A 25229-nucleotide genomic window follows, 5' to 3' on the forward strand; every position below is an offset into this window, starting at 1 on the left:
GGGGACCACCGTCCCCCGGGACCCCGGGCCACCCCGCCCGGGACGCTCCCGGGCCACCCCCCTCCGGGGGGACCGGACTTCCGGGGATCCGTCCCCGGGACGCCGGACACCGCTCGCGGTGCCCCGGCACCAGCAACACCCGAAGAACTGCGGAGCGGGCCCCCCGCCGGGTCCCCTCCCCGCAGACCGTTCGTCTCGGGCCGTCCCCCGGGTCGTGCAGCCAACGCAAGATCCCAAATCCCGCAGCTTGACCAGGTTTCAAGTGCGATGCGGGTGCCCCTGTGAACCTTGGGAGTAGGCAACCATGACCCAGTCGTCAGTGGAGCCGAGGACCACCGCGGAGGACGCCGGCCCCGGCTCGCGCGTCCCCGCCGGGCGGTCCTGGCTCGACCGGTACTTTCACATCTCCGAACGAGGATCGACGGTCGCGCGCGAGGTGCGCGGCGGCATCACCACCTTCATGGCGATGGCGTACATCCTCCTGCTCAACCCCCTGATCCTCAACGGCAAGGACGTCGCCGGCAACGTCCTCAGCCAACCGGGACTCATCACTGCGACTGCCTTCGCGGCCGCGGCGACCACCCTGCTGATGGGCTTCGTCGGCAAGGTCCCGCTCGCCCTCGCGGCCGGTCTGAGCGTCTCCGGCGTCCTCGCCTCGCAGGTCGTTCCCCAGATGACCTGGCCGCAGGCGATGGCCATGTGCGTGATGTACGGCGTGGTGATCTGCCTTCTGGTGGTGACCGGCCTGCGCGAGTTGATCATGAACTCGATCCCGCTCGCGCTCAAGCACGGCATCACGATGGGCATCGGCCTGTTCATCGCGCTGATCGGCCTGGTCAAGGCCGGGTTCGTCGGCAAGGGCTCGGAGTTCGGCCCGCCCGTCACGCTCGGCGCCGGCGGTGAACTCGCCGGCTGGCCGGTGCTGATCTTCTGCCTCACCCTGCTGCTGATCTTCATGCTGCAGGCACGTGCGATACCCGGCGCGATCCTCATCGGCATCGTCGTCGGCACCGTCGTCGCCGTCGCCGTCCACAGCATCGCCGGTCTCGACGCCAAGGCCTGGAACATGTCCCCGCCGGAGCTCTCCCGCGGCGCCGTCTCCATGCCCGACTTCTCGCTCTTCGGGCACGTCGAGTTCGGCGGCTGGGGCGAAGTCGGCGCGATCACCGTGGGATTCATCGTCTTCACACTGGTGCTCGCCGGCTTCTTCGACGCCATGGCCACCATCATCGGCGTCGGTACGGAGGCCAAGCTGGCCGACGAACGCGGCCGGATGCCGGGACTGTCGAAGGCGCTGTTCATCGACGGCGCCGGCGGTGCGATCGGCGGTGTCTCGGGCGGCTCCGGCCAGACCGTGTTCGTCGAGTCCGCCACCGGTGTCGGCGAGGGCGCCCGGACCGGTCTCGCCTCCGTCGTCACCGGACTGTTCTTCGCCGCCTGCCTCTTCTTCACCCCGCTCACCGCGATCGTGCCGCCCCAGGTCGCCTCCGCGGCCCTGGTCGTCATCGGAGCGATGATGATGCAGAACGCCAAGCACGTGGACTGGGGCGACCGCTCCGTCGCCATCCCGGTCTTCCTCACCGTCGTGCTGATGCCGTTCACGTACAGCATCACCCCGGGCGTGGCCGCGGGCGTCATCTCGTACGTCGCCATCAAGGCCGCCCAGGGCAAGGCCCGCGAGGTGGGCGGCTTCATGTGGGCCCTGACCGCGATCTTCATCGTGTTCTTCGCCCTGAACCCGATCGAAGGCTGGCTGGGCGTCCACTGACCCCCGTGCCCTCCACGCATCCACGATTCCGAGGAGACCGACATGCTGGACATCGCCGACGAGCTGAACCGGTGGGTCGGGCAGGGACGTGACTTCGCCGTCGCCACCGTCGTGGCCGTCGGCGGCAGCGCGCCCCGCCGGCCCGGCGCCGCGCTCGCCGTCGACAGCGACGGCACGGCCATCGGGTCGGTCTCCGGAGGATGCGTGGAGGGCGCCGTCTACGAGCTGTGCCGGCAGGCGCTCGAGGACGGCCGGACCGTCCTCGAGCGCTTCGGCTACAGCGACGACGACGCCTTCGCCGTGGGGCTGACCTGCGGCGGGATCATCGACATCCTCGTCACCCCCGTCCGCGCCGACTCTCCCGCCAGGGACGTCCTCGCGGCAGCGCTGGCCGCCGCCGCACAAGGGCGGCCGGCGGCGGTCGCGCGGATCACCGACGGGCCCGGCGAACTGATGGGCCGTGCACTCCTCGTCCGGGCCGACGGCTCGTACGAAGGCACTCTCGGCGGTCACCCCGAACTCGACCGCACCGCCGCGGGCGAGGCCCGAGCCCTGCTGGACGCCGGGCGCACCGGCACCGCCGCCATCGGCGAGGACGGCTCGTGCTGCGGCCGCCCGCTCACCCTGCTCGTCGAGTCCAGCGTCCCCGCCCCGCGCATGATCGTCTTCGGGGCCATCGACTTCGCCTCCGCCCTCGTCAGGGCCGGCAAGTTCCTCGGCTACCACGTGACCGTGTGCGACGCCCGCCCCGTCTTCGCCACGAAGCAGCGCTTCCCCGACGCGGACGAGATCGTCGTCGAATGGCCGCACCGCTACCTGGAGTCCACCGACGTGGACGGCCGCACGGTGCTGTGCGTCCTCACCCACGACGCCAAGTTCGACGTACCGCTGCTGGAGCGGGCCCTGCGGCTGCCCGTCGCCTACGTCGGCGCGATGGGTTCGCGCCGCACCCACGAGGACCGCAACGCCCGGCTGCGCGAGGCGGGTGTCGGCGAACTCGAACTGGCGCGTCTGCGCTCGCCGATCGGCCTCGACCTCGGGGCGCGTACGCCCGAGGAGACGGCGTTGTCCATCGCGGCGGAGATCGTCGCCGTTCGCCGCGGGGGGAGCGGCGTCCCGCTGGCGGGCTCCCGCGCGCCGATCCACCACGACGGCCCGCGCATTCCCGTCCAGGCCGTCCAGGCCGTCGGGTCCGTCGCCTGAGGCGGAGGCCGCCGGGCCGCCAGGTGATCCCTGCCGCGCCGCGTCCGTGCTCCTCCTGCCGGGCTGGTGCCTCTCCCGGTTGCGGCGCCCCTCCGCGGGCCTGTGCTTGCCGCGCCCGGGTCCTTGCCGGGCGCTGCCGCGTCCGGTACCTGCGGCGCTCTCCCGGGCAGTCGGGTCGCAAGTGCCCCCTGACGTGATGGGGCCGCGCTGCCTCTACGCCGGCCACCGGTCCCCGCTCGGGCTCGCGGCGCGTGGCGCCACGGCCGCAGTGCGTCCCGGTGTCAGCCCGGCCTCCCGACCGTGACCGGGCGGACATAGGGGGCGAAAGTTAAAATCGTCGCATGGCTGAGCGGCCCGCAGCGCCGACCGCGCCCGAGCTGGTCATCGAAACCGACGGGGGCTCGACGCTCATGAGCCCGGGCCGGGACTACCACGTCGGGCGGGATCCACTGAGCGACATCGTCCTCGAGGACGCCCGGGTGTCCTGGCACCACGCCGTCCTCAGGACCGTCGCGGACCACTGGACGGTCGAGGACGAGAACAGCACCAACGGCACGTACGCCGACGGCCGCCGCGTCCATGAGTGGGGCGTGGGACCGGGCAGTGTCATTCGCTTCGGCAATCCGCAGGACGGGCCGCGTGCCGTGCTGGTGGGCACGGCGGCAGAGCCCGAGGCGCCGCCGGCGCGGCCCTCGGCGGCTCCGCCCCCGGAGCGCTCCGCCCCCGCGGCGCCCGGCCCCGGAACCCCGGTGCGCAGAACCCCTTCGCCCGGCGCCCGCGAGCCCGGAGCCCCCGCGCGTCACGAGCCGGGAGCCCCCTCGCCCGAATCCCGGGCGCCCGGAACCCCCTCACCCGCCGCCCGCGCCGCGGCCGGGCGCGAACCCCGGCGCGAACCGGGTGCCCCGCCCGCGCCGCAACCGAGCCCGCCGAACGGCGCACCGCCCCCCGCCGCCACGGGGGCCGCTCCCACGAGCACGTTCCGGCAGCCCACGACCGTACGCCCGCTGCCCACCCGCACGGTCCGCATCGGCCGCGCCGCCGACAACGACATCGTCATCGACGACCTCATCGTCTCGCGCAGGCACGCCGAGCTCCGCGCCCACCTGGACGGCCGCTACGAGATCGTCGACCTCGGCAGCCACAACGGCACGTACCTCAACGGCCAGCCGGTGACCCAGGCGGGGATCTCGGCAGGTGACACCGTCGGCATCGGCCACTCCACGTTCCGCCTCGTCGGCGACGAACTGCAGGAGTTCGTGGACTCCGGGGAGATCTCGCTCGACGTGCAGGACCTGGCCGTCACGGTGGACGAGGGCCGCAAGGTCCTCCTCGACCACGTGTCGTTCCCGGTGGGGGAGAAGTGCCTGCTCGCCGTGGTCGGACCCAGCGGTGCCGGCAAGTCGACGCTCCTCAACGCGCTCACCGGGCTCCGCCCCGCCGAGCACGGCACCGTCGTCTACGACGGGCGCGACCTGTACCGCGACTACGCCGAACTGCGCCGGCGCATCGGGCTCGTACCGCAGGACGACATCCTGCACGTCCAGCTCACGGTGCGCCGCGCCCTCGGCTACGCCGCCGAACTGCGCTTCCCCGAGGACACGGCGCCCGCGGAGCGCGACGCGCGGGTCGAGGAGGTCATTCGCGAACTGGGCCTGGAGCAGCGCGCCGACCAGCCCATCCACTCGCTCTCCGGCGGCCAGCGCAAGCGCGTCAGCGTCGCGCTCGAACTGCTGACGAAGCCGTCCCTGCTGTTCCTCGACGAGCCCACCTCGGGGCTCGACCCGGGCATGGACCGCTCGGTGATGCACATGCTGCGCGGACTCGCCGACGACGGCCGCACGGTCATCGTGGTCACCCACAGCGTGCTCAACCTCGACGTGTGCGACCGGCTGCTGGTCCTGGCGCCGGGCGGCCGGATCGCCTACTTCGGCGCACCCGAGGACGCCCTGGAATACTTCGGCTTCGACCAGTGGCCGGAGGCGTTCGAGGCGTTCGAGAACGACCACGACCGCGACTGGGCGGGGGACTACCGGGCGTCGCCGCAGCACCGCCAGTACATCGCGCTCAGCCCCCAGCCGCGCGCCGGGCCGGACCGGACGCCGGTGGCGGCGGCGCCACCGCCCAAGTCGCAGAGCTGGCTGGGACAGCTGGGGACCCTGGTCCGCCGCTACGTGTCGGTGCTGAGCGCCGACCGCACCTTCATCGTGATCATGATCGCGCTGCCCTTCGGCATGGGCGTCATGGCCCGGGCCCTGGCCGGCAGCAAGTTCACCCTGGACACCACCATGGACGCCCTGCTCGTGCTCTGCGTCGGCGGGGTGCTGACGGGGGCGGCGAACGCGGTGCGCGAGCTGGTCAAGGAACGAGTGATCTACCGGCGGGAACGCGCGGTCGGCCTCTCCAGATCCGCCTATCTGACCTCCAAGGTGGTCGTGCTCGGCTCGATCACGGTCGTCCAGGCGATCGTCCTCACCCTCGTGGGCCTCGCCGGCGTGGACCTGAACGCGCCCGGCGGCATGGGCGTGCTCCTGCCTCCGCTGCTGGAGATCACCCTGGCAGTGGCGCTGCTGTCCTTCACCTCGATGATGCTCGGTCTCGTGATCTCCGCGCTGGTGCCCAAGGAGGAGGTCACCATGCCGCTCCTGGTGCTCCTCACCATGGTCCAGATCGTCTTCTGCGGTGCGCTGCTGAAGCTCGACGGCGTGGTGGGCATGGAGCAGCTGGGCTGGCTGGTGCCCGCGCGATGGGCCTTCGCCGCGATGGCGGGCACGGTCGACCTCGCCCGGATCGTGCCCGGAAAGGACACCGCCGATCCGCTCTTCGACCACTCCGCCGCGGTGTGGCTGACGAACATGGGCGTGATGGTGCTGCTCAGCGTGGCGCTCTGGTTCGTCGTCGCGATGCTGCTGCGGCGGCACGAGCCCGCGGTCATGCGGAAGTGACGGGGTGCCGATGACCGAACCCGCAGCCGTCCCCGGCTTCAGCCCGACGCACGTCGTACCGGGTGACGGCCTGCCCACCTGGCAGGCCCCGGACGTCAGCAGCCCCAGCGCGCCCCTCGACCCGTTCCTGCCGGTCGAACTCGTCGACCGGCGCGGCGACTGGGGGCGGGTCATGTGCGCCAACGGATGGTCGGCCTGGGTCGACGGGCGGCTGCTCGTCGCCGTGCCGCAGGCCCCGCCGTCGGCCGGGCAGCCGCTGGACCGCACGTCCGACCCGCAGCCGCTGCTGGCCAGGGCGGAGGAGGTGCTGTCCCAGTACCGCCGGGCCGCCGACGAACTCGCCACGGGCCGGGCCGACCGCGAGACGTTCCGCCGGCGCACGCGGGGGATGCGGCTGGGGATGGTCGTCGACGGGGAGACGCTCTGGCTGTACGACGCCGAGCACGAGCGGTGGGTGTACTGCGACGGCGCCCAGCTGGCCCCGTTCGCCGTCACCGCGCCCCCGCAGGCACCGCGCGAGTCCTCGTCGCAGCAGCCCCGGCGCACCACCGCACCCGGCCGGCCCGCGACTCCGGCGCCACCGACGCAGATCACCGAGACGGGCCGCGGCCGGGGCACCTCCGCCTGACGCCCGGCGCCCGGCGCCTGACCCCCTGGCCCCGGGCACTCCGTGCGCCCGGCCCTCTGCCCTGTCCACGGCGTGCGCCAATCGACGCCCGTACGGCAGCCTCCCCGCCAACCCGTACGCCCCGGTCGCGCGCACGCCCGCGGGCGCGCCCCGACCTGCCCCCCGCGAACCGGACGGCGGCTCAGTCCTCCACCTCGCCCCGGCGCCGCAGCGGTGCCGCCGGCAGGGAGCCGAGCAGGCCGGCGACGAGGCCCCAGGCGAGGCCGATGCCCACCGCCGCCCACAACCGGGGCTGGAGGGACACCTCCCCGCCGAGGTCCCCGAGGTCGCCGACACCGAGCAGTGAGAGGCCGAAGCGCGCGGCGATCCGGCCGGTGAGACACACCACGAGCACCGTGAGGGCCAGTGCCAACCCCATGCGCAGGGCGTGCTGCCAGGGCTTCGTCCGGGCCGGGGAGCGCACCGCCATGAGGAAGGCAGCCGCGGGCACCAGCACCGCGGCGACGACCACCAGCCACCACGCGCGCCCGTCCTGCTCGGCCAGCGTGGCCACGTTCAGCGTCGAGCGGTCCTCCCCGCGCAGTACGGCGTCCAGCACCTGCGGCATCGGCAGCCCGAAGGGCCCCTCGACCTTGCCCTCCCAGGTCGCGCCGAGACCGAGGGTGAGGGCCGGCCAGACGAGGTTGGGCAGTCCGAGCAGGATCACCGCGAAGGTACGGCCCGGGTGCCCCTGGGTCACCGCGACCACGACGCCGACGCACAGTCCCAGCACCACGTACGCGAGCAGCAGCCACACCACGGCGTGGGCGGCGGGACGCACCGCCTCCTGGAAGCCCACCAGCCGCGGGGGCAGCGGAGCCCTGCGCGACACGATGAGGGCCAGGGCGGTCACCCCGATCAGCCACAGCAGTCCGTACAGCAGCGTGGGCCCCGTCTCCGCACGGAAGCCGACCTGCGGGGCGGCGTCCAGGAACTCGCCGATGTCGGACAGCGGCGAGTCCTCCCCGAGCGAGATCCGGAACGTCTTCCGTGCCACGGCGGTGAGCCCGGCGAGGGCCGCCAGCCACAGGACCGCCAGCCGCGCGAACCGGCCCAGCAGTTCGCGGGTCCCCGCCACGGCGCGGTACCGCAACGGCCGCAGGAACGCCGCCGCCGTCACCAGGGCCCCCACGAGGCTCACCGACAGCGGCATCACCGTGAGCTCGGCCTGGGACTGCGCCACGAACCCCGCGTCCCCGGCGAGCGCCACCTCGCCGCCGGCCGCCAGGACCACGACCGCGGCCACGACCTGCGGGAACGCGCCGTCGGGAAGGTCCGCCGCACCCGCGGCCCACAGACCGGCCGCAGCCACGACGAGCATCGCGGCGAAGCCCGCCACGACCGCCACCAGCGCGTCGCGCCAGGCGCGCAGGCCGTGCGCGGCGCCGGTCCGGGGAGTGCGTGGCTGCTGGCTCACGGTGCCACCGTAAACAGCGGCAACCCCCGCCGCGCGCCCTGCTGGTCCGACCGGTTCGGCTTGCGTGCCCCGCCGCGGCCGGGCACACAATTGGGGGAAGAGCACCCTCGATCTCCGGCGCAGCCGGGTGAATCCGGGACCTCCGGGAACGGACGCCCCGGTCTGGGAAGTAGGGCCCGTGAGCGTGCCACCGCCGTCGGGGCGACCCGCAGGACCTCCCTCCGGCCCGCTCTCGGGCGGGGAGGAGACACCTCCGCCGCCTCCGCCCGCGCCGCCGGGCGCCGGGCGCGGTGGTCCCGGCGGCCCCACGGGCGGCGGTCCCGGCGGCACGGGCCCCTGGTGGCGTTCGGTTCCGAGGATCGCCGTGCTCACCGCGGTCGTCGTCGTGGCCGCCGCGCTCGTCGTCGTCCTCACCCGGCCCGGCGGCACGGGCGGAACCGGCACCGAGATCCAGCTCCAGGCCGCCTCCGCGACCGGCCCCGACCCCTTCACCCGGTCCACGGCGAAGGTCCCCGAGACTCCGCAGCCGCGCGCCAAACTCCCCGCCTCCCCGGCGAGCCCGACTCCGGCCGGCACCAACGTCACCCGGGGCGTCGACGGCGCGACACCCGGCCTCTACGGCGGCACGGAGAAGACCGCCAGCTGCGACACCGAGCAGCAGATCCGGTACCTCGCCGACGAGCCGGACCGGAACCGGGCCTTCGCCTCGGCCCTCGGGCTCGCCCCGGCCTCCGTCCCCGCGTACCTGCGCTCCCTGACGCCCGTCACCCTGCGCATGGACACCCGGGTCACCAACCACGGCTTCACGGACGGCGCCGCGCGCCCGTACCAGGCCGTCCTGCAGACCGGCACCGCCGTCCTCGTGGACGACCGCGGCGTGCCGCGCGTGCGCTGCGCCTGCGGCAACCCGCTGCTGCCGCCGGTCTTCGCCCGGGGCCCCGCCGAGCGCAAGGGCGACGCCTGGCCGGGCTACAACCCGGCCGAGACCGTCGCCGTCACCCCGGCGCCGCGGCCCGTCGAGGTCTTCGTCGTGTACGACCCGCGGGAGCAGGACTACTTCGCCCGCGAGAAGGGCGACGACGGGGAGAAGGACCGGCCGGCGCCGCCGCCGCGGGACCCGTCCACCCCGGTCCTCGTCCCGCCCGAGGAGGCGACAGCCCGCCCGTCCGACGAGGACACGTCCGGGAGCCCGGAGCGCGAGAGCCCCGGGTCCGGCACCACGACGCCGCCCGGCCCGGCCACCGACGGCACCGCCACGCCCGGGCAGCGGAGCCCGGGGGAGGAGACCTCGCCGGGCCGTCCCGCGGAGGACACCACCGGGAGCGTGCCCCCGGCCCAGCCGCCGACCGGCCCCGCGTCCGAGGAGCCGCCCGCCCCGCCACCGGCGACGGGTGGGACGGTCCCCGGCAACCCGCCCCCGACCTCGGAGGCGCCGCCCGGGCAGGAGGACCTCGTCCCGCCGTCGCTGCCGGACGTCGTCGTCCCGCCCGCCGGGACACCGTCGTCCCCGGCCCAGGCGCCCTGACGACGGGACGCGGAGGAGGTGAGCCGGCGGTGACGGACGTTCCCCCGGCCCCGCCCGCGCCCGGGCCGGGTCCCGCGGGCAGGGGCGCGCAGCCGGTGCTCTCCCTGGCGCTCGCCGGAATGATGGACGAGGTCGAGGCCCACGCCGGTGCGGTGTATCTGCTCTCGCCCGACGGCAGGGCCCTGGAGATGGCCGTCATGGCCGGGCTGCCGAGGGCCTTCGCCGCCCCCTGGGAGCGGGTCGGGATCTCCGCGCCGATCCCCGTGGCCGATGCCGCCCGCGACCGGCGGCTGGTCTGGGTCGGCGGCGAGGAGGAGATGGCCGCCCGCTACCCCCGGATCGCCGTGGTGCTGCCGTACCCCTTCTCGCTGGCGGCACTGCCCGTCGCCACCGACGACACCGTGTACGGGTCGGTGTTCGTGACCTGGCCCGGCGCGCACGCGCCCGACCTGTCCGACCGGGAGCGCGAACACCTCACCTCCGCCTGCGAACGTCTCGCCCTGCGGCTGCGGAGGATCGTTGAGACCGGCGGTTCGCTCCGCACCGAGCCCGACGTCCTCGGCGACCGCCAACGCCCCTCCGGCACCGCCGCGACCGAGGCGGTGCACCTGCTGGAGCGCATCCCCGAAGGGCTGTGCTCGCTCGACCTCGACGGCCGGATCACCTTCCTCAACCCCGCCGCCGCGGACCTGCTCGGCCTGGCTCCACGGCAGTTGCAGGGCCGTCAGCTGTGGGGGGCGCTGCCCTGGCTGAACGACCCCGTCTACGAGGACCGCTACCGCGCCGCCCTCATCAGCCAGCAGCCCACGTCGTTCGTGGCCCTGCGGCCGCCGCGGGACTGGCTGTCGTTCCGGCTGCACCCCAGCACCACGGGCATCAGCGTCCGTATCGCGCCCGCGCGTACGGACCGCCGCACGGAGCGGAGCGCGGCGAAGCCTTCGCCGCCCCGGCTGGTCGCCATCTCCCACGTCCTCAGTCTGGCCGGCGGGCTGACCGAGGCGGTCGGGGTCGACGACGTCATCCGGATGGTCGGCGCCGAGTTCATGCCCGCCGTCGGCTGCCAGTCCCTGGTGGTCCTCACCGCCGAGGCGGGCCGGCTCAGCGTCGTCGGGCACCGCGGGTACGACGACCCGCACATCGTGGAGCGCTTCCACGGGACGCCGCTGACCGCCCACACCCCGGGTACGCAGGCGCTGGTCACCGGAGTGCCGTCGTTCTTCGAGAGCCGCCGGGAGCTGGAGCAGGTCTATCCCGCGAGGGTCGGCACCCGCGACGGCATGGCCGCCTGGGCGTATCTGCCCCTCATCGCCTCCGGCCGCACGGTGGGGGCCTGCGTCCTCGGCTACGCCGAGCCCCACCACTTCTCGCCCGACGACCGCGCCGTACTCACGAGCCTCGTCAGCCTCATCGCCCAGGCCCTGGAGCGGGCCCGGCTCTACGACGCCAAGCACCGCCTCGCCCACGGCCTCCAGGCGGCACTCATGCAGCACTCCCTGCCGCGGGTGCCCGGACTCGAACACTGCGCCCGCTATCTGCCCGCCACCCGCGGACTGGAGATCGGCGGCGACTTCTACGACCTGATACGGGTGCCCGGGGCCGGGCCGGCCGCCGTGGTCGGGGACGTCCAGGGCCACAACGTGGCCGCGGCCGGGCTGATGGGGCAGGTCCGTACCGCCATCCGCGCCTTCACCGCGGTGGGCAGACCGCCCGGTGAGGTCATGGCCGGCACCAACCGGCTCCTGATGGACCTCGACGCCGATCTGTTCGTCAGCTGCGTGTACGTGCAACTCGACCCGGCGAACCGGCGCGCCCTCATCGCCCGGGCCGGCCACCCGCACCCGCTGCTGCGCGCACCGGACGGTTCCGTGAGCGTGCTCGACGTGCCCGGCGGCACGCTGCTCGGCGTCGACGCCCGCGCCTCGTACCCGGCCACCGAGGTGCCCCTGCCCGACGGCTCCGTCCTCGCCCTCTACACCGACGGCCTGATCGAACTCCCGGACGCCGACTTCGACGAGGAACTCGCCGGTCTCGGGGCCCATTTCGCGCACGTGGGCGGCGGAGTCCTGGAGGAGGTCGCCGACAGCCTCGTGGCGCACACCGCCCAGACGCACGAGCGCGCCGACGACGTGGCACTGCTGCTGCTGAGGCTCACGGCCACGATGCCGCCCGGCGTGGCCGGGGGTGACCGGGGCCGCGTACGGCGGCGGGGCGGGGCGGGGTGACCGGGCCGCGTACGGCGGTGGGGGCGGCGGGCCGGCATCGGGAGCGGCGTGCGTTCGCGTTCGGGTGGGGCGGTGCACGTCTCACGCCCACGGTGTGCGCCGTGCGCGCGCCCCGGGCCGGAACGACGCTGTCCGCACGCGGCGCGCCCGAGGGCCGCCGGGCCACCGCTCGGGATCAGCGGCGTCCGCCCGGGAAGGGCTGCTCCTTCGCCGTGTGCGGACGGCGCCGCCGGATACGGGCCGCGAGCAGCGCCACGTCGTCCTCCGCTTCCTCGGCGTCCAGCTCCCGGACCACCGCGTCCGCCATCTCGTCCACGGTGGCCGTGCACGGCAGCCGCACCCGGACCAGCCTCCGCAGCGAGTCGTCGATGTCCTCCCCGCGCCGCTCGACCAGGCCGTCGGTGTACAGCAGCAGCGTGTCCTGAGGCGTCAGGGACCGGGTGACGAGCTCGTAGCCGCCCACGCCGGTGCCGAGCGGGGGCCCGGCCGGTACGTCCACGAGTTCGGCGTGCCCGTCGGCGGTGAACACCACCGGCGGCAGGTGCCCGGCACTCGCGAACGAGCCGAGCCCGCGCGCCGGGTCGACCCGGACGAGCAGACACGTCGCCGGCCGGGCCATCGTCTCGGAGACGGCGATGTCCAGCTGCCGCAGCACCCGGTGCGGCGGCAGATCGGCGGCGGCGACATCGCGCAGCATCGACCGGTACGTGTTCATCTCGACGGCCGCCTCCGCGCCGTGCCCCATCACGTCGCCCATGACGAGCAGCGTGCGGCCGTAGTGGAGCCGCACCGTCTCGAACCAGTCGCCGCCGACGATGTCGCTGCTGCCGGCCGGCAGATAACGGGTCGCGAGGCGCAGGTTGGGGTGCGGCTTGCCGGGCTCGGTCAGCAGTGCGCGCTGGAGCTCCACCGACCTGCCCCGCTCGGCGGCGAACTCCCTGGCGTGCGCGACGCCGACGCCCGCGCGCCGCGCCGCGTGCCGGGCGACGGTGATGTCGTGCCCGGTGAACGCCGCTCCGGCACGGGCCAGCAGCGCCAACCCCGTGATCGGCCCGCCCGGTCCGCCGCCGTCCGGCGGCGCGGTCAGCGGGACGGCGAGCAGGGCGGTCCGCGCGCGGGCGTCGTACTCGGCCGCCGGCAGACCGGACCCGACGGCCCGCTCGGCGGCGGACCGGGCCCGCGGCCGGAGCCGTTCACCGTCGGCGAGCAGTTCCACGGCCCCGGTCCCGGCGGCGCGGCGCAGCATCGCCGCAGAGGGCCGTCGCGGCGGCGGCGCTCCGCTCTTCGCCGGCGGCGGGAGCAGCTCGACCACGGCGGCGTCCGCGATCCACGAGCCCAGGAACTCCGCCAGTTCGCCGCAGGTGCCGGCCTCGTCGAGGGAGGTGCCGATCCGCTCGACGGCCTCGTCCGCCGCGGCGAGCCGTGCGTCGGCCACGGCGAGTTCCTCCTCGGGCCGGGCCGCCGGGTTCTCGACCACGACGCACATCACTCCGGTGACGGCGCCCTCGTGCTCCAGCCGGATGCAGGTCGTGTGGAAGCGCCCGCCGGGACCGGACACCCGGGTGCGGGGTACGCCGTCGGCGAGCACCTCGGCAGGCAGACCGGTGAGGGCGCCGAAGTACTGCTCCGCGGTGGGACAGGGGCGCCGGCCGGCCAGACCGGCCTCGGACTCGCCGGTGATCCGGCAGAAGGCGGGGTTGGCGAAGCGGTAGCGCAGGTCCGTGTCCAGCACCCCGACCCCGGCCGCGCTGCCCCACAGCTCGTCACCCGCGGGCCGGCCGCCCGGTTCGCCGGCGCCGGCCGTGGGGAGTCCGTGACGGCCCTGGAGCCAGTCCCGAGGGCCGGTAGCCACACGCTCACCTCCTGCGGGGCGGTGACCCCAGCTTCCTCCACCGCCTCCGCGCTCGCATCAGCTGGCGGGGACCCCGGCGCGGGCCCGTGGGCGCCGGACCGTGCGGCGGGCCTACCCGCCCGGCCCCGGGCGGGCGGAGGCGCCGTCCGCGCCCCGGCACGACGGCTCCCCGCCGTCCAGGGACAGCGCGAGGACGGCCCGGTCGTCGTTGTCGGACCGGGCCGACCAGCGCTCGGCGTCGGTCCGCACGAACGACACCACCGCCTCGGGGTCCGGCGCACGCACACCGGCGAAGTGCTCGGTGAGCCGCTCCAGGACCGGGTAGAACACGCCGCTCGCGTCCCGTGCCTCGCTCACCCCGTCCGTGATCACGACGAGCACCTCTCCGCGGCCCAGCTGATGCACCGTCGTGTCGTCACCGTCCGCCGTCAGCCCGCCCAGACCCAGCGGCAGCCCGGGGGCGGTGACCAGACGCCGTGCCCCCTGCGGCCCCACGACCAGCGGTGACGGATGCCCCCGGTCGACGATCCGCACCTCGCCGCCGCCCGGCGGGAACTCCAGCACCAGCGCCGTCACGAACAGTTCCGGGTCGCCCTCGTCGCCGGCCGGGCTGTTGCGGGCGATGCTGAGCTCCAGCCGCTCCGCCAGGCTGCTCAGGCTCTGCCACTCGTGGGCCGACACCCGGAAACTGCCCAGCACGGCCGCGACCGTCTGGACCGCGTCCAGTCCCTTGCCCCGGACGTCGCCGATGATCGCCCGCACGCCGAAGGGCGTCTCGCACACGTCGTACAGGTCCCCGCCGACGAGCGTGCCGCCCTCCCCGGCCTCGTAGAACCCGGCGGCGTGCACCGGGCCGAGCCGGGGCGGAACGGGCCTCAGCAGCGTCCGCTGCATGGCCTCCGCGACCGAATGGGCCCGGATCAGGTGCTGCCGGGTCCGCTCCCGCTGCCAGGCCAGCGCGACGCTGGCGATGCCGATGAGCAGCGTGGCGGCGTAGACGGCCACATGGTGCTGCTCGTCGAAGTGGCCGGGCCGGCGGGCGGCCATCCACATCTGCAGGCCGAGGCAGACCACGGCCGACAGCGCCGTGCCCCGCGGTCCGCGCGTCGCCGCTGCCAGCGGAGGTACGGCGATGAGCATGAAGCTCACCGGTTCCCGGCCCCTGACGATCACCTCGGCGAGCACGTCGACGGCCACCGCGGCCAGCGGCAGCCACCACACCCACGCGCGGCGTGGGGACGGGGGCCGCAGCGCGGCGCGGAGGTCCCGGCGGGACACGGGCACGCGCCCTACCTTCCGCGCTCGCCGGGACCGGCCGCGGCGCCCGCCGCACCGGCCGCCGCCGTGCCGCGCGCCGCCCGGCGGACCTCACCGGGCAGCTCGGCCTCGATCCGGGCGAGCTGGGCGCCGAGGCTGCGCAACCACACGTCGAGGTCGACCAGCGCGGGCAGCGGCGGCCCGGGCGGCCCGGGGGGTGCGGCCGGCGCGCCGTCGGGCGGGGGCCGCTCGCCGGTGCAGAGCGCCGCAAGCCGGTCGGTGGTCCGCGCCAGCGCCCGGGCGCCGGCCTGTGCCCGGTCGGCGGCGTCCGGTGGCAGGGGGTTCGCGGGCAGGTCGAAACGGGGCAGCCACTGTGCGCCGAGCAGGATCTGGTTCGCCGCGATCAGCACACCGTGCCAGTCGGCGTGGACGGGCGCGCTGCCCGCCGGTTCGCTGCGGAACTGGTCGTACGCGGACTCGGCGAGCCGCAGCCGGTGCAGAGCGGGGAGTGTCGGCGGGGGAGGGGCCGAGCCCGGCGGCGCGGCCGTCAGGACCGCGACGGTACCCCTGATCAGCGGCCCGCACTCCTGCAGCAGCCCCGCCATGGTCCTGCGCACCTCCCTGCGCGCGCCGGCGGGCCAGGCGAGCATCGCGCACAGCAGACCGATCGCGCTCCCGGTCACCACGTCCACGATCCGCGCCTCCGCCAGCCGCCAGGACACCGGTGCGATCTGGGCGAACGCGGTGGCCACCACCAGCGTGAACAGCCCCTGCGCCCAGGCGATGCCGAGCAGCGGCCCCAGCGCGAAGGCGATCAGCATGCCCGGCGCGAGGATCGCGGCGTACGCCTCGGTGTGCTGACCGAGTCCGATGAGGAGGGCGCCCGCCGCGACGGCGCCGACGAGGTTGCCGGCGACCGCCTTGCGGATGGCCTCCCAGGTCTGTCCGAAGGTGGTCCGGCTCAGCGTCAGGACGGCCAGCAGCACCCAGAAGCCGTGGGTCAGGTCCAGCGAACCCGCGACGAACCGGGCTGCCGCGAGGGCCAGCGCGATACGCACGGCGTTCTGGAACTGCACCGAGCGGAGCGTCATGTTGCCGGTGACCCGGCGCAGCCACAGCTGCGGGGTGGAGGCCTCGGTGTACCAGAACAGCTCGCGCGGCTCGATCGGCGGGGTGCGCCGCCCGTCGAGGCCGACCCGTACGGAGATCTCCAGGATCCGCACCGACTCGGCGACGGCCAGCAGCGCGGCCTGCCGGCGCAGCACCGGTACCGGGGGCACCTCGGCCGCGGGCCCGGTCACCTGCCGCACGCGCATCTGCTGGAAGGCGTCGATGGCCTCGTCCATCCGCTGCGGGGCGGGGGCGGGGCGGCCCGCCCGCAGGGCGGCGGCGGTCTCGTCGCACAGGGAGGCCACCTGCGGCAGCAGCGAACCGGACGCCGTGTCGGCAGGGTTTCCGCCGAGCGGACCGGCTCCCGTGCCGACACCGCCGACACGGTCGCCGGGGGGTGCGCAGGCCCCGGCGCCGTCCCGGACGAGCCGGCGCAGTTCGCCCGTCTCGGTCTGGTGGGCGAGCTGTTCCAGCAGCCGGCGGGCGGCGGACCCCGCCTGGGAGAGTCCGCGCGCCGCACGGCCCGGGCCCGCCGGACGCTCCGCGGGCGGGATCCTGGACAGCCGCAGTCGCGAGCCGGCGGCCCGCAGGGCCTCGGGGGAGAGGCTGGTGCGCCCGGCGATGGTGTCGCCGGCCGTGGCCACGGCCTCCGCGAGGGTCGCCCGGTAGGTGGGGCCGGGCGGCTGCGGCAGCAGGAACAGCTCGCACAGCGCCAGCACCACCACCCCGAAGGTGAGCCCGGCCAGCCGCAGCCACAGGGTCTCGGGCTCGTACGGAGGGAAACAGGCCAGGATGTAGAAGAGCTGGAGTCCCGGTGCCGCCCCGGCCGGCCGCGGCCCGCCGATCGCCCCGAAGGCGAGCAGGAAGCCCACGACGAGCATGCCGAGCACGGCCGTCCAGGTCTCCACCGCCAGCACGGTCCCCAGCGCCACCAGCACCAGACCCACCGGCAGGGCCTTCATCATCACCTCGGCCCGCTGCCGCCCGGACCCGGGGATCGAGGACAGCAGCCCGAGGGCGATCGGCGCGAACAGCGCGTACAGCGCCAGCACCGGGTCGTGGAGCCCGTAGAGGAAGGGGTAGAAGCCGGCGGACGCGGCGAGGGACACCCGCAGCGACCGGCGCAGGATCTCCGTCCGCTCCGCCCCGCTCTTCACGGCGTCCCTCCGCCGCGCTTCGCGCCCGAGGCGGGCGGGGGAACCGTCCCGGGGGCCCCGGGCCGGTGGTGTACGGCGATGACGGCCACGGACGCCGCCGGGACCGCAGCAGCCGCGTTCGGCGCGGAGAAGCCGGGCCGGACGCGGAACCGGGCGACCGCGACCGAGACGAAGGCCCCCGTCCGCGCGGCCGGCGAAGACTCAGCGCGCATGAGCACGTTCCTCTCGGGCCGACGCCGCCGCGGCGTCGTGGGCGGGCCGGACTGCGACCCGCTGCCCATTGTCGGCCGACCCCCAACGGACCGCAGCCCGGCCGAGCTGTTCGGACCGCAGCCCGACAGCCCCGTTCGGACCGCCGTCCGGCCGTCCCCGATCGCGGCGGGCCCCGCGCCGGGGTCAGGATGGCAGGAACCACACGGGGGCGGAGGCGGGAGGATCGTACGGTGCAGTCACTGCTGCTGCCGGTGGGCTTCGCCCTCGCCTCGGCGCTCAGCAACGCCATCGCCACCGTGCTGCAGCGCCAGGAGGCCCTCAAGGTGCCGAGCTCCAGCGGCTTCCGCCCGGGGCTGATGCTCGATCTGCTGCGCCGCCCCCTCTGGCTGGCCGGAATCGCCGCCGTCCTCGTGGCGGGGGTGTGCCAGGCGCTGGCGCTGAACACCGGACCCCTGGCGATCGTCCAGCCGCTGTTCGTCCTCGAACTGCCGCTCGCCCTGATCGTCGCCTCGATCGTGATGCACCGGCACCTGCCCCCGGCCGGCTGGGGAGCCGTGGCCCTCGTCGTGGTGGGCCTCGGCATCGCGCTGGCGGCGGCGTCCCCCACCGGCAACCGCACCCAGGTGCCCCTCGACCGCTGGCTGCCCGCGCTCGCCCTCTGCGGAGGAGCGGTGGCCGCCCTCGCGGTCGTGGCCCTGCGGCGGCCCACGGGGCGGACCCGCGCAGCCCTGCTGGGCACGGCGACCGCCATCAGCTACGCCCTCACCGCGGCGCTCATGAAGTCGGCGACCCACATCCTCGAGGACGAGGGAGCCGCGGCCTTCTTCACCTCCTGGGAGGTGTACGCCTTCGCGGTCACCGGCGGAACCGCGCTGTTCCTGCTGGAGAACGCCCTCCAGGCGGGCCCGCTGGTCGCCTCCCAGCCCGCACTGACCCTGGGCGACGCGACCCTGAGCCTGCTCCTCGGCGTCACCCTCTACGAGGAGCACGTGCGCACCGGCTGGTGGCTGATTCCGGAGCTGCTGGGGCTCGGGCTGATCACCGCCGGCGTCTTCGCCCTCGCCCGGATCCCCCTCGCGGAGACGCTCGTGGCCGCGGAGGAGACCTCCGGGGCGGCCCCGCCCCAGGCCGGACAGACCCTGCCCTGAACCGGCCGCCGGGGGAGCACCGGCCGGTCGGCCGAGGAAACGCGAGCCGACCCGCCCGGGAATCGCCGCCCGGCCGCCGGGCAATCGCGAATGGGTCCGCCAGGGGATTGAGGGAATCGGCCAAAAAGCGTTTCATTGCAGGTGAAAGGGGCCGAATTGACGCTTCCGAAGGAGGCGGCCCGCATGACCACACACCAACCGAGCATCGAGCAGCACCCCGACCTCGCCGAGATGCGCGCGCGGTTCGAACGCGCCACCGCATCGCCTCGGGGCCAGGTGACAGAAACGCTGGCCCTCCTCACGGGCCTCTATCTCGCGGCTTCGCCGTGGATCGTCGGCTTCAACGGTCTCACCACCCTGGCCGTGACCAACCTGATCTGCGGCGTCGCCTTCGCCCTGTGCCTGGGCGGTTTCGGCTCGGCCTACGAGCGGACCCACGCCATGGCCTGGTGCGCCATCGTGATCGGCGCATTCACGATCTTCTCCCCGTGGATCGTCGCCGGGAACGTCGCCGTCACCGGCAGTGTCGTCAGCAACGTCATCGTCGGCATCGTGGCGCTCTGCCTCGGTGTCGCCATGGCCGCCATGAGCGACCGCCCCACCGCGCTGCGCTCCGCAGGGGCGTCCGGAGGCCGGAGCCGCGACCTCGGTCCCCTGAGCTGACGCACCCGTCACCCCGCAGGCCCCGGCCGCCCGGAACAGGGCGCCGGGGCCTTCCGGTCGTCCGAGCCGGGGGCCTTCCGGTTGTACGAAGAGTCTCGCGGGCGACCACGCATCGTGAGCTATGTTGAGCGGGAGCGGGACGAGAGGGAGGCACACGGTGCCATCAGGGCAGCGGGCGCGCGCACAGGCGTCTGCGATCACGCCGGGAAGACAGACTCCGGACGCGGAGCCGGCTCCTGTGGAGAGGGTCCGTGCGCTGTTCGGCGGACACCGGCTCTCGCCCGGGCAGCGGCGTATCGCGCAGTACATCACGGACAACCTCACCGAGGCGGCTTTTCTGTCGATCACCGATCTCGCGGACCGCGTGGGCGTCAGCCAGCCGTCGGTGACGCGTTTCGCGTCCTCGGTGGGCTTCAGCGGCTACCCGGCGCTGCGTGAGGCGCTGCAGCCCATCGCGCTCAGCGCGGTCGCCGGTTCCCCGGAGACGGGCGAGAGCGGGCGCAACGAGCTGCAGACCGCGGTCGACGCGGAGATCGCGAATCTGGAGAGCCTGCGCCGCAGGTTCGCCGACACCGGCCAGGTGCTCGAGGTCGGTCGTGAGCTGGCCCGGTCGGTGCCGCTGACGATCCTCGGGCTGCGCATCTCCACCTCGCTCGCCGAGTACTTCGCCTACGCCGCCCGGCGGATCCACCCGGACGTCCGGCTGGTATCGCGCGGCGGAAGCGTGGCGTACGACGCGCTGCTGCAGTCGCGCGAGGCCGGCGGGACCTGGGTGCTGGCCTTCGCGATGCCCCGGCACGCCAAGGAGACCCTGGCGGCGGTGCGCGCCGCCCGCCGCACGGGCCTGCGGACCGCGCTGATCACGGATCTCACCCTGGGCCCGCTCGTGGACGAGGTCGACGTCGCCCTCACCGCGGGAACCGGCTCGCGACTGGTCTTCGACTCCTACTCCGCGCCCGGTGTGCTGTCGGCGGCGATCCTCCAGGCGATGGCGGACGCGGACCCCGAACGCACACAGCGGCGGCTGGAGCAGTACGAGCACGCCGCCGAACAGCACGACTTCTTCCTCGAGGACTGACCGCGACGCCCCCCACCCCTCCCCCCGGCGGGAGAAAAGGGGGACTTTCATGCCCAGAAGCGCATGAATTTTTTCATGCTCTTGCTTACTTGGCGGTAAATATATTTACTTCGTGTGGCACTGCGGACGACACTCCTCCTCGTCGGCCCCACGGTGTTCTGTTCGGGCAATCCGCTCCCCTCGGATGCCCCCGGCGGCTCCGGTCAACCCCTGGGCCGGAGCCGCCGGTCAACAGCCTCACGAAACCGGCGGTCGCACGGTCCGGCGGTACTCCGGCGGACGGCCCCGCCGCACGCGGGCGGTGCGTCCGCCGTACATCGGCAGGCGGCCCCGCCGTACACGCGAAGGGCCCGCGCACACCGGACGGCTCGCAACGGTCTCGCCGTCGCCGGCCGGCTCCGGGAGCCGAGCGTCAACGGCCCCACGGGACAGACTGATCCGGCAGCCGGTTCGCCCTGACCTCCGGGCGGGCACGGGTGCGGCACCAACTGCCGTTACGCCGTCACGGAGCCGGGTCCGTGCGAAGGGCCCGTGCGGACACCTCTCCGGTGTCCGCACGGCCCCGCCCTCCCCTGATCGCGCCCGGCGGCTCAGCCGTTCCTGACCGAGTCGAGATGGGCGAACACCACGACGTTGTCCTTGTAGTCCTTGGTCTTCTTGTCGTACAGGCCGCCGCATGTGATCAGGCGGAGCTGTGCGGTCGGAGCGTCGTTGTAGACCCGGGCACTGGGGAAGGCGGCCTTGCTGAAGGTCTCCACGGAGTCGACCTTGAACGTGGCCACCTTGCGGTCCTGGCGGGTGACGTCGATCTTGTTGCCGGGCTTGAGCGCATTGAGGGACTCGAACACCGCGGGTCCCGTCATGGTGTCCAGATGGCCCGCGAGGATGGACGTGCCCTTCTCACCCGGGGTGGCACCCTTGCCGTACCAGCCCACCAGGTTCTTGTCGTTGGGCGGCGGCGCGTTCAGCTGCCCGGCCTTGTTGAGCGTCAGCACCGTGAAGGGGGCGTTGACCGAGATGGCCGGGATGGCGATCCGCGTCGGGACGGAACGCGGCAGCGGCGGATGGACGGGAACGGCCTTCGGCGGGCTCACCGGAGCGGGGGCGGGCGACACGGGGCGGGCCTGCGGGGTGTTGGCCGCCTGGCCGCCGAGAGAGTTGTAGCAGAGCAGTCCGCCCAGCGCGGCCGCCACGACCGGCCACAAAAGGGTCTGGCCGAGGGAGCGGGACGGCGCGGGCTCAGGGGGCGTCGGTGAGCCGAGCGGTTGCCTGGCGTTCATGCGAGAGGCCTTTCGTGTACCGGGAGGCGGCGAGGGAAGATCGGGTCGGGGCTGTGAAACGCCTCGTCGCGACCGCCGTCCGGAGAGGACGGCGGCCGCGACAGCGCAGCGAACTGCGGGTGATGGGACCTCGATCAGGCCGAGGTACCGGTCACGCCCCGACGGCGCAGCTTCCAGGCACCGGCGCCGATGCCACCGAGCATGAGCAGCGAACCGGCGGCCAGGCTGCCGTTGTTCATGGCGAGACCGCCGCCGCCGGCGTCGACGCCACCATTCGGGTCGTCGTCGTCGTCATCGTCATCGTCGTCGTCATCGTCGTCGTCATCGTCGTCGTGGTCGTAGTCGTCCTTGTCGTGGTCCTTGTGCTTCCACTTCTTGTCGTGGTCGCCCTTGTCGTGGTCGTCCTTCTTCTCGTCGTCCTTCTTCTCGTAGCCCTTCTCTTCGTCCTTCTTGCTGTAGTCGTCCTTCTTCGAGTCCTCTTCCTGCTTGGACCCGTTCTCCTCCTGCTTGGACCCGTTCTCGTCCTTCTTCGAGCCCTCTTCCTGCTTCTTCGAGCCCTCTTCCTGCTTGGACCCGTTCTCTTCCCTGCCGGAGCCCTCCTCCTGCTTCGAGCCCTGGCCCCACTCGTCGTTCATGACCGACGCGAGGAAGCCGCCGCCGGCGTCGACGCCGCCCTTGGGCTCGTCGTCGTCATCGTCGTCATCGTCATCGTCGTCGTGGTCGTCATCGTCGTCGTCGTGGTCGTCCTTGTCCCACTTCTTGTGGTGGTCCTTCTTGTCCCACTTCTTGTCGTCGTCGCCCTTGTCGTGGTCGCCCTTGTCGTGGTCGTCCTTCTTCTCGTCGTCCTCGGCAACGGCACGGCTCAGGAAGCCGCCGCCGGCGTCGACGCCGCCCTTGGGCTCGTCGTCGTCGTCATCGTCGTCGTCATCGTCGTCGTCGTGGTCGTCGTCGTCGTGGTCGTCATCGTCGTCGTCGTGGTCGTCCTTGTCCCACTTCTTGTGGTGGTCCTTCTTGTCCCACTTCTTGTCGTCGTCGTCCTTGCCGTGGTCGTCCTTCTTCTCGTCGTCCTTCTTGCCCTCGTGGCTGCTGGACGAAGAGCCGTTGTCGTGGCCCCAGTCCTCGGCCAGGGTCATCGCGTAAGCGGTAGGTGCGGCAATCGTCAGAACCGCGGTAATGGCGGCTGAGGCGCACAGGGTGCGGGCAGAGCGCATGAGATCCCATTCCTTTCGCCGTCACTGCGAGGGCTGACACATCGTCGGCTCATCGGATCGCAGCAGCGACGAATTCACCGTCAGACGGATCGCGGCTTCGCACCAGCCGAGAACGTCGCATTCGAGGGACACCGTCCGCTCTTCGGGTGGCGACACGCCGACTATTCACTCTTTGGACGGCAGCCAGTCGATACGCGCCTTCGCGGCGCTCTCCGAACCCTTCGCGGCCGGCTTCCCGGCAGAACGGCCGGACCGGTCGCCCGTGGCCGCGATTTCCGCGTTCCTCGCGTCGCGCGCCTATCCGGAGAGGGGTCGGCTTCGAACTACTCGTGTCACATGCGCACGGCAGCGACGCCGTGCCGGTGCCGTGTCCGGCGGTCCGGAAGGTCCCCGGCGAGGAGATCCGGAAGGCCCCGGGAGAAAGGTGGGTCAGATGGCCGTTTCCCTCCGGGTGCGCCGTCTCGTGGCCGGCGCGGCCGCCGTCGGTGTACTCCTCGGCGGGGTCTCCTTCGCGTCCTCGGGCAGTGCGGCGGCCTCGTCCGTGCCGGCGCCCCCGGCGAGGGCCGCCCAGTCCGTGGGCGACTCCGGCGGCCCGGACTGGGACCGCTGCGAGTGGCGCAAGGGCCACTGGAAGCAGAAGTGGGTCAAGGACCGCTGGGAGGACGAGTGGGTCCGCGGCCGCTGGGACTGCCGTGACGGCGACGAGCGCGACTGAACGGCCTCGACCCCGGGCCGCAGGGAGCGGCGACGCGTGATTGCCGAAGGAGGACCTGTGACTGCTGGACAGAGAACTGGGCAGGTGACGGGATGAGAGGCGGCCGGCGGACGTGACATGTCAACGGACACCCCTGTTCCCTCTCGCGGCTCCAGGCGTGCGGCCCCTTCCGATCGGTGGTGGCATGGTGACGAACGAGCCTGCACGGCACCCCTGGTGCCCACGAGGAGCGAGGGGGCGCGAGTGTCGCCACCTGATGCGGATCCCGACGCCGCCGAGCAACTGGCCAAGCTCGGACTGGACGAGCTCATGGTCCTGGTGGGGCGCGGCGACCAGGACGCGTTCGTACCCGTCTACGAAGCGGTCAGCGGCCCGGTGCTGGGCCTCGTCCGCAGGGTCCTGCGGGATCCGGCGCAGTCCGAGGAGGTGACCCAGGACGTGCTCGTGGAGGTGTGGCGGACGGCCGGCCGGTTCCGGCCCGAGCAGGGCAGCGCCCTGACCTGGGTCCTGACGCTCGCCCACCGGCGCGCGGTGGACCGGGTCCGGTCGTCACAGGCCAGGACCGAACGGGAGCGCAGGGTGGCGCTGCTGGAGTCGGCGCCGCCGTTCGACGACGTGGTCGAGCAGGTCGAGACCGGCCTGGAGCAGCAGCAGGTCCGGCGCTGTCTCCAGTCGCTGACCGAGCTCCAGCGGGAGTCGGTGGTACTGGCGTACTACCACGGCCTCACCTACCGGGAGGTGGCCGAGTTCCTGTCGCAGCCCCTGGGCACGGTGAAGGCCCGGATGCGTGACGGACTGATGCGATTGCGTGACTGTCTGTACGAAGGCGAGGTGCGGCCATGAGCGAGGTCCGGGACTGGAACGGCGACGAGCTGCACGCCGACGCCGGAGCCTATGTCCTCCACGCGCTTCCCGAGGACGAACGCAGGGCCTTCGAGGAGCACCTCGCGTCCTGTGCGTCCTGTGCGCGTGAGGTCGCGGCTCTGTCGGACTCGGCGGCACGCCTCGCCCAGCCGGTCACGGCCGAACCTCCGGATCACCTGCGGCGCCGAGTGCTGGAGCGGATCGCCGTCACTCCCCAGGCCCCGTACGCGCCGCGCGTCCCGCGCGAACGCCCCGGGGCGGAGGTGCCGCACGCCCGGCCTGCGGCGGGGGAGCCCGTCCCCGTCCCGACCCGGCGCACTCCGGTCCCCCGGATCCTTCAGCTGGCGCTCGCCGCCTGCACCGCTCTGGCGGTGGCCTTCGGCGGCGTCGCCGTATGGCAGTACCAGGCCGCCGAACAGGCGCGCTCCCAGCTCCACTGGGCCGAGGACCGGTACGCGGGTGTGGCCGACGTGCTCGCCGCGCCGGACGTCGAACTCCACACCCAGCAGCTCGCGGACGGCGGCACGGGCACCATCGCCGTCTCCCGGAGCCAGGACGCCGCGGTGTTCTTCGCGACGGGAGTGCCGCCGCTGCCGGTCGGCCAGACCTACGCCCTGTGGTTCACCGAGGACGGCTCCTACCGGCCCGCAGGGCTGGTCAGCGGGGCCGAGGCGCAGGACATGCAGATGCTCAACGGCCCGGTCTCGGGAGCGACCGCCGTCGGTATCACGATCGAACCCGTGGGCGGCTCGTCCCAGCCCACCGGGCAGCCGCTGGGCCTGATCGACATCCCGGCCTGATCGACCTCCCGACCCGTGACGTCCCCTCCCGGCGCGTCTCCGGCGCGCCGGTAAGGCGGGCCATGGGGCTCCATCCTGCCCTGGGCCGGGCCGGGCGCGTTCGCCACGAGCGTGTCGATGCCGCCCGGCCCGGCCCG

At 73.8% G+C, this 25229-nt stretch carries 19 protein-coding genes; 12 read left to right on the forward strand and 7 right to left on the reverse strand.

What is annotated here, in order from left to right; translation table 11 throughout:
- Positions 1-304: 304 nt before the first annotated feature.
- The 4 genes from BLT82_RS01840 (at position 305) to BLT82_RS01855 (ending at position 6541) form a co-directional block, all read left to right on the forward strand.
- Positions 305-1768 (forward strand): NCS2 family permease, encoded by a 1464-nt coding sequence (locus BLT82_RS01840; RefSeq protein WP_093651981.1) that lies wholly within the window; start codon positions 305-307, stop codon positions 1766-1768.
- Positions 1769-1810: 42 nt separating this feature from the next.
- Positions 1811-2971: an XdhC family protein gene (locus tag BLT82_RS01845; protein WP_093651982.1), complete on the forward strand. Its 1161-nt coding sequence runs from the start codon at positions 1811-1813 to the stop codon at positions 2969-2971.
- A 341-nt stretch (positions 2972-3312) separates the two neighbouring features.
- On the forward strand, positions 3313-5913 hold the full coding sequence (locus tag BLT82_RS01850; RefSeq protein ID WP_093651983.1) for an FHA domain-containing protein: 2601 nt from the start codon (positions 3313-3315) through the stop codon (positions 5911-5913).
- 10 nt (positions 5914-5923) lie between these two features.
- The gene (locus BLT82_RS01855) at positions 5924-6541 is read left to right on the forward strand and encodes an SH3 domain-containing protein (protein WP_093651984.1); all 618 of its coding nucleotides are present in this window, start codon (positions 5924-5926) and stop codon (positions 6539-6541) included.
- Positions 6542-6722: 181 nt separating this feature from the next.
- On the opposite strand, the gene BLT82_RS01860 is transcribed toward BLT82_RS01855, so the two are convergent.
- The gene (locus BLT82_RS01860) at positions 6723-7997 is read right to left on the reverse strand and encodes a streptophobe family protein (protein ID WP_093651985.1); all 1275 of its coding nucleotides are present in this window, start codon (positions 7995-7997) and stop codon (positions 6723-6725) included.
- 178 nt (positions 7998-8175) lie between these two features.
- Between BLT82_RS01860 and BLT82_RS01865 the strand changes: the two genes are divergently transcribed.
- Together BLT82_RS01865 and BLT82_RS01870 are read left to right on the forward strand one after the other, a co-directional pair.
- Positions 8176-9522 (forward strand): DUF6777 domain-containing protein, encoded by a 1347-nt coding sequence (locus tag BLT82_RS01865; RefSeq protein WP_093651986.1) that lies wholly within the window; start codon positions 8176-8178, stop codon positions 9520-9522.
- Between the two features lie 29 nt (positions 9523-9551).
- Complete coding sequence (locus BLT82_RS01870) at positions 9552-11744, forward strand: SpoIIE family protein phosphatase (protein WP_244291778.1); 2193 nt, start codon at positions 9552-9554, stop codon at positions 11742-11744.
- A gap of 175 nt (positions 11745-11919) precedes the next feature.
- Here BLT82_RS01870 and BLT82_RS01875 read toward each other — a convergent pair whose 3' ends face one another.
- The 4 genes from BLT82_RS01875 to BLT82_RS01890 all read right to left on the reverse strand — a co-directional run bounded on the left by BLT82_RS01875 (position 11920) and on the right by BLT82_RS01890 (position 17332).
- Positions 11920-13596 carry a PP2C family protein-serine/threonine phosphatase gene (locus tag BLT82_RS01875; protein ID WP_093651987.1) on the reverse strand — a complete coding sequence of 559 codons (1677 nt, stop codon included), beginning with the start codon at positions 13594-13596 and terminating at the stop codon, positions 11920-11922.
- 111 nt (positions 13597-13707) lie between these two features.
- Complete coding sequence (locus tag BLT82_RS01880) at positions 13708-14880, reverse strand: PP2C family protein-serine/threonine phosphatase (RefSeq protein WP_244291779.1); 1173 nt, start codon at positions 14878-14880, stop codon at positions 13708-13710.
- Between the two features lie 5 nt (positions 14881-14885).
- Positions 14886-17120, reverse strand: coding sequence for an FUSC family protein (locus BLT82_RS01885; protein ID WP_093651988.1), 2235 nt, complete (start codon positions 17118-17120; stop codon positions 14886-14888).
- Positions 17117-17332, reverse strand: coding sequence for a hypothetical protein (locus BLT82_RS01890; protein ID WP_093651989.1), 216 nt, complete (start codon positions 17330-17332; stop codon positions 17117-17119). The genes BLT82_RS01885 and BLT82_RS01890 overlap by 4 nt, the downstream gene beginning before the upstream one ends.
- A gap of 231 nt (positions 17333-17563) precedes the next feature.
- Between BLT82_RS01890 and BLT82_RS01895 the strand changes: the two genes are divergently transcribed.
- From BLT82_RS01895 to BLT82_RS01905, 3 genes are all read left to right on the forward strand, one after another.
- Positions 17564-18481, forward strand: coding sequence for a DMT family transporter (locus BLT82_RS01895; RefSeq protein WP_093651990.1), 918 nt, complete (start codon positions 17564-17566; stop codon positions 18479-18481).
- A 183-nt stretch (positions 18482-18664) separates the two neighbouring features.
- The gene (locus BLT82_RS01900) at positions 18665-19144 is read left to right on the forward strand and encodes an SPW repeat protein (RefSeq protein ID WP_093651991.1); all 480 of its coding nucleotides are present in this window, start codon (positions 18665-18667) and stop codon (positions 19142-19144) included.
- Between the two features lie 157 nt (positions 19145-19301).
- A complete protein-coding gene (locus BLT82_RS01905) occupies positions 19302-20222 on the forward strand; it encodes a MurR/RpiR family transcriptional regulator (protein WP_093651992.1) in 921 nt (306 codons plus the stop codon).
- Positions 20223-20812: 590 nt separating this feature from the next.
- Here BLT82_RS01905 and BLT82_RS01910 read toward each other — a convergent pair.
- Both BLT82_RS01910 and BLT82_RS37015 read right to left on the reverse strand, forming a co-directional pair.
- Positions 20813-21502: a class F sortase gene (locus BLT82_RS01910; protein WP_093651993.1), complete on the reverse strand. Its 690-nt coding sequence runs from the start codon at positions 21500-21502 to the stop codon at positions 20813-20815.
- Between the two features lie 134 nt (positions 21503-21636).
- Positions 21637-22635, reverse strand: a complete 999-nt coding sequence (locus BLT82_RS37015) for a hypothetical protein (protein ID WP_167745934.1) — start codon at positions 22633-22635, stop codon at positions 21637-21639.
- A gap of 511 nt (positions 22636-23146) precedes the next feature.
- Between BLT82_RS37015 and BLT82_RS01925 the strand changes: the two genes are divergently transcribed.
- From BLT82_RS01925 to BLT82_RS01935, 3 genes are all read left to right on the forward strand, one after another.
- Complete coding sequence (locus tag BLT82_RS01925) at positions 23147-23428, forward strand: hypothetical protein (protein ID WP_093651996.1); 282 nt, start codon at positions 23147-23149, stop codon at positions 23426-23428.
- A gap of 243 nt (positions 23429-23671) precedes the next feature.
- Complete coding sequence (locus BLT82_RS01930) at positions 23672-24271, forward strand: sigma-70 family RNA polymerase sigma factor (RefSeq protein ID WP_093651997.1); 600 nt, start codon at positions 23672-23674, stop codon at positions 24269-24271.
- A complete protein-coding gene (locus BLT82_RS01935; protein ID WP_093651998.1) occupies positions 24268-25092 on the forward strand; it encodes an anti-sigma factor in 825 nt (274 codons plus the stop codon). Before BLT82_RS01930 ends, BLT82_RS01935 begins: the two co-directional genes overlap by 4 nt.
- Positions 25093-25229: the final 137 nt, after the last annotated feature.

Origin of the sequence: Streptomyces wuyuanensis, from assembly GCF_900103455.1 — a bacterium.
In the GTDB taxonomy this organism is placed as follows: Bacteria; Actinomycetota; Actinomycetes; order Streptomycetales; family Streptomycetaceae; genus Streptomyces; species Streptomyces wuyuanensis.

Bases quoted from the DNA above. Each gene is read 5' to 3' on its own strand.
- BLT82_RS01840 (WP_093651981.1), top strand. From the start codon at position 305: ATGACCCAGTCGTCAGTGGAGCCGAGGACCACCGCGGAGGACGCCGGC.
- BLT82_RS01845 (WP_093651982.1), top strand. From the start codon at position 1,811: ATGCTGGACATCGCCGACGAGCTGAACCGGTGGGTCGGGCAGGGACGT.
- BLT82_RS01850 (WP_093651983.1), top strand. From the start codon at position 3,313: ATGGCTGAGCGGCCCGCAGCGCCGACCGCGCCCGAGCTGGTCATCGAA.
- BLT82_RS01855 (WP_093651984.1), top strand. From the start codon at position 5,924: ATGACCGAACCCGCAGCCGTCCCCGGCTTCAGCCCGACGCACGTCGTA.
- BLT82_RS01890 (WP_093651989.1), bottom strand. From the start codon at position 17,332: ATGCGCGCTGAGTCTTCGCCGGCCGCGCGGACGGGGGCCTTCGTCTCG.
- BLT82_RS01900 (WP_093651991.1), top strand. From the start codon at position 18,665: ATGACCACACACCAACCGAGCATCGAGCAGCACCCCGACCTCGCCGAG.
- BLT82_RS01910 (WP_093651993.1), bottom strand. From the start codon at position 21,502: ATGAACGCCAGGCAACCGCTCGGCTCACCGACGCCCCCTGAGCCCGCG.
- BLT82_RS37015 (WP_167745934.1), bottom strand. From the start codon at position 22,635: ATGACCCTGGCCGAGGACTGGGGCCACGACAACGGCTCTTCGTCCAGC.
- BLT82_RS01925 (WP_093651996.1), top strand. From the start codon at position 23,147: ATGGCCGTTTCCCTCCGGGTGCGCCGTCTCGTGGCCGGCGCGGCCGCC.
- BLT82_RS01935 (WP_093651998.1), top strand. From the start codon at position 24,268: ATGAGCGAGGTCCGGGACTGGAACGGCGACGAGCTGCACGCCGACGCC.